The organism is Arsukibacterium sp. (assembly GCF_033722355.1).
Taxonomy (GTDB): Bacteria; Pseudomonadota; Gammaproteobacteria; order Enterobacterales; family Alteromonadaceae; genus Alishewanella.
The window spans coordinates 1-4348 of record NZ_JAWVZF010000200.1 but is presented as its reverse complement, the minus strand read 5'-3'; the positions used below and the strand labels follow the sequence as shown (position 1 = coordinate 4348).

Below are 4348 nucleotides of genomic sequence, written 5' to 3'. Positions count from 1 at the left end.
CTCGCGTAAAAAGGCAAAGGTCACCAGATCGATAATAAAAACTTCAGCACCAAAGTCTCTGAGCACCGTTGCCCCCAGATAGGCAACAACTGCGCCGGTCAGGCTGGCCAGCAAAATAAGCAGTGGCGCAGCATTAAGACCCGTTTGCTGCATATGCCAGACCGTAGCGGTCAGGCGCAACCGGCCGGGCTGCCGGACAATGCCGGCAAGCCGCTGAACAATAATGCCGAGAAAATTGATAATCAGCACACTTTGCCGGCCGAAGCCGACAATGTGCCGGCCCAGCCCTGCCAGCAAACGATACCAGACTGGCGGCGCATCAACGACAGGCAGTTGTTGCCCGGAGACCGCCGTCACTGCCTCAAACAGCGTATGCCACTGCTTTGCCAGGCCAGCGTCGGTTACCTGCTGACCGGTCTGAGCACACAGCTTATCAAGCAGCATGGCCCCGGACGCGTCCAGTCTTGAAATACCTGAGGCATCAAGCTGTGATGCGTCAGCTGCCAGGGTGTCGATTTTTTCATTTAATAACTGAACATGAGGCAACGTCCACTCGCCACGAGCCAGCAGCCGCGCTTTGCGCTCTGGATCGATAACAAGATCGGCCGTCGTTTTGGCATCCGCTGTTGTACTCATTAATTCAGGTTCAGGTGCGCGCTTGGCGGCCAGGTTGACAGGTACACGATTTAAAGCCTCCTCTGGACCAGCAATGAATTTAACGGTGTCAGATACCCTAAATAGTAGATTGCTTTAGCTATTTTCTCTAGCAATGCCGACAATCTCTGTCACCGGCTGACAACGGCCGGCGCCGGTAGCAGGGATGCAATGGCTAATGCTTACAATAAACTGTTTTTCCTGCCCAGCCGTTTTTTCCTGGCATATCTGGTCGGCGAATCAGGTTTGGGGTCTTCCTCATCCAGCCAGGTACCGCAGTATTTACAGAACAACGCATCATGTTCATGCTGATGCGCACCGCAACCCGGACACGCTTCATCAGAATATTGCTCATCACGCAGCGCCCGGATCACTTCAACCGAAAATACCCCGGCCGGCAGCGCAATGATCGAGTAACCGGACAGCATAATCATCATGGCAATAAACTGGCCCAGCGGGGTCACCGGTGAGATATCGCCATAACCTACCGTGGTCAGCGTAACAATACCCCAGTAAATAGACCGGGGAATACTGGTAAAACCGGCTTCGTCGGGTTCAATCAGATACATAATTGAGGAAAAAACAATGACCAGCATTAATACCGAGAACAAAAACAGCAGGATCTGACCGCGACTGCGGCCCAGCGCTCTTAACAGCAGTTGTCCCTGCCCGACCAGCGCGGTCATCTCAAGCACCCGGAATAACCGTAAGGTCCGAAGCAGGCGCAGCACCACCAGCGTCTGGGCCCCCGGCACAATCAGCGCCAGCCAGGTCGGTATCACCGCCAGCATATCGATAATGCCAAAAAAGCTTTTCAGATAAAGCCGGGGCTTTTCCAGACAATAAATTCGCAGCGCCAGCTCCAGCGTAAACAGCAGGGTAATCACCCATTCGGTGTAATAAAAGAAGGTACCATAACGCTGATGATATGCCTGCACACTGTCGAGCATAATGATGGCTACACTGAAAAAAATCAGCAGCACCAGCACCACATCAAAAGCTTTGGCTGCCGGCGTATCCGATTCAAAAATAATTTGAAAAATCCGGGTTTTTAAATCGATTTTCTCAGGTGCTGGTTCAGCCATGCCGTTCACGTCTCGTTAGTTACCATAGATAAGCGTTATTTCACGCCGCTAACTGCTGATAAGCGGGATAAAAAATAACATAAAATCAGACTACTGCTTAGATAATAGCCCAAATTGGCCATAGGTCGATTCTGACCGCAATTGCCTGGGATAAAAAGCAACAGGGCAGCTTGATAAAGCCGCCCTGTCGGGGTGAGATGCCGGCAGTTACTTACTGCGCTGTTCTTTTGCCTTGGGTTTAGCCTTACTGCTTTTTTCCAAATCAATCGCGGTTTCACTGGCTTTATTAGAACGGCCCGACAACACTTTGCGCGAGATACTTTTTAGCAGCGACTCGCGGTTACTGACTTCAAAGCCCGGCTTGACGATCCGTTTAATACCACTGCCGATGAGCTTTTGGATCCGCTCCAACGTTTGCTCCTCTTCGCGGCTGACAAAAGAAATGGCAGCGCCTGACGCTCCGGCGCGGCCGGTGCGGCCAATCCGGTGGACATAGTCTTCCGGTAAATACGGCAGATTAAAATTCACCACATAATCCAAACCGTGAATGTCCAGACCGCGGGCGGCCACTTCAGTAGCAATTAATACCTGCAACTTAGCCGATTTAAAATCAGCAATTGCCCGGCGTCTGGCGCCCTGGCTTTTATCGCCATGGCACACTGCCGCCTCAATTTTACGCTGCTGCAGCCCGGCGAGTAAGCGGTCGGCCTGTTCTTTGGTGCTGGTAAATACCAGTACCTGAAACCAGTTATTCTCGGCCAGCAGCGCCTCAAACAACTCAATTTTGCGACTCTCTTCCACCGGATAAACCACATGGTCAACGGTATCGGCAGTACTGTTGGCTCTTGCCACCCGGATTTGCTGATGATTACGCAAAATTTTATGCGATAACTCATTGACTGCCGGTGAGGTCGTTGCTGAAAACAACAAGGTCTGGCGCTTAGTGGCTGTTTGTTGCAGCAGGTTCAGCACATCGGTACTAAAGCCCATATCTAACATACGGTCGGCTTCATCCAGCACCACAAATTCGACATCACTTAAAATCACATTACCCAGCGCCAGATGCTCTAATAAGCGACCGGGGGTACTGATCACAATATCTACCCCTGCGCTTAATTTACTTGCCTGGCCGCCCATTTTTACGCCGCCATACAAGGCGGTAGCACTGAGGGGTAAATAGCGGGCATAACCCGATACCGCTACACCAATTTGCTCGGCAAGCTCGCGGGTGGGGGTCAGAATAAGCGCCCGTGGCCGTTTAGCGGCGGTCGCTTTAGGCTTATCCAGCATTTGTTGCAGTAGTGGAATAGCAAAAGCAGCGGTTTTACCGGTACCGGTTTGCGCCGTCACCTGTAAATCCTTACCGCGGCGGGCCGGCACAATGGCCTGCTGTTGTACCGGGGTCATCTCGCTGTAACCGCACTCTTCCAGAGCGCGCTGTAAATCGGGGTCTAAATCTAACGATGAAAAGTGCATCAGGTGTCCTCTGTAGCCATGCTACAGTTAATAAATAAGGGGCCGCATCGGATAAAATCAGTCTGCCGTTACTGCCGTATCGCGCGGTTTATGGTTACAAGCACGGGCTAAAATCTCGATATAAAACGCCGGTAGCTCGTCTGCCACCGCAGCATCAATCTTTTTGTTAATCTCAGAGGTAAAAATTTTCTCTGCAACGTCCTCTGCAGCACCAAAACGACAATCAAAGGTCCAGTAGTCTTTACCGTCAGGCAGCGCCTTACGCCGCTCGCGGGCCAGGTACTTCTTAATTTCATGCTTAATGGCATCGACCAGGCGCGCCGTATTCAGCTTCGGGTGGGTTAACGCGAATGTTTTTTTCATAAAAATTCCTACAGGTGGGCACACTCATAACACAAAGCTGAACGCGCAAAATAATGCGCGCATTCTACATGGATACGCTAAAGATAACTGCCACTATCTGCAATTTGCTGGCATATTACGCACAATAGTTGGCCGGCATACCCTGAGCTGCCACCGCGAAACGGCTGCAGACAGGCTGACTTGTCAGGCGCAGCTTGCTGAATTTTCAGTCTTGTTAGCATCTTGCAATATTTTTATGCCGCCCCGGATCACGACCAGTGATATGAGGGTACCGACGATTAAATCCGGATACCGGTTGCCCACCACGGCAACTAAAACACCGGATAAAATGACTCCCAAATTGGCAATCACATCGTTTGCTGAAAAAATCCACGAGGCGCGCATATGCACGCCATTCTCTTTATGTCTGGAAATAAGGACAAGGCAAATGACATTTGCTAGTAAAGCAACAGCAGCAACCATAACAATAAGGGTACTTTGAGGCTCGCTGCCGAAAAACAGACGCCTGATAACCTCAAATAACACACCAACACCCAGGGCAATTTGTAAGTAGCCGCTTACCCTGGCTGCCTTCGCTTGTGCCCCTATCCCTTTTCCCACAGCATAAAGTGACAGACCATAGACACTGGCATCGGCTAACATATCTAAAGAGTCAGCGATAAGTCCGGCAGATTCCGCCAGCCAGCCCAGCGTCAGCTCAGCAATAAACATAATGGCATTAATAGCTAACAGGATCAGCAGCGTTTTCTTTTCAAAACGCGCTGCTGATG

At 50.9% G+C, this 4348-nt stretch carries 5 protein-coding genes; all 5 read right to left on the bottom strand.

All coding sequences use genetic code 11. The features are described from left to right. The coding region (locus tag R3177_RS13490) for an ABC transporter permease (protein ID WP_318971544.1) at positions 1–636 on the bottom strand (636 nt) is incomplete at its 3' end. A 200-nt stretch (positions 637–836) separates the two neighbouring features. Further along, entirely contained in the window at positions 837–1739 is a 903-nt protein-coding gene (locus tag R3177_RS13485) for an ion transporter (RefSeq protein ID WP_318971543.1), read from the bottom strand. A 207-nt stretch (positions 1740–1946) separates the two neighbouring features. Next, positions 1947–3215, bottom strand: a complete 1269-nt coding sequence (locus R3177_RS13480) for a DEAD/DEAH box helicase (protein ID WP_318971542.1) — start codon at positions 3213–3215, stop codon at positions 1947–1949. Between the two features lie 57 nt (positions 3216–3272). Then, positions 3273–3578, bottom strand: a complete 306-nt coding sequence (locus R3177_RS13475; protein ID WP_318971541.1) for a DUF6172 family protein — start codon at positions 3576–3578, stop codon at positions 3273–3275. A gap of 183 nt (positions 3579–3761) precedes the next feature. Continuing rightward, positions 3762–4348 (bottom strand): cation transporter (locus R3177_RS13470; protein ID WP_318971540.1); only part of this gene is annotated, 587 nt, incomplete at its 5' end.

Bases quoted from the DNA above. Each gene is read 5' to 3' on its own strand.
- R3177_RS13475 (WP_318971541.1), bottom strand. From the start codon at position 3,578: ATGAAAAAAACATTCGCGTTAACCCACCCGAAGCTGAATACGGCGCGC.
- R3177_RS13480 (WP_318971542.1), bottom strand. From the start codon at position 3,215: ATGCACTTTTCATCGTTAGATTTAGACCCCGATTTACAGCGCGCTCTG.
- R3177_RS13485 (WP_318971543.1), bottom strand. From the start codon at position 1,739: ATGGCTGAACCAGCACCTGAGAAAATCGATTTAAAAACCCGGATTTTT.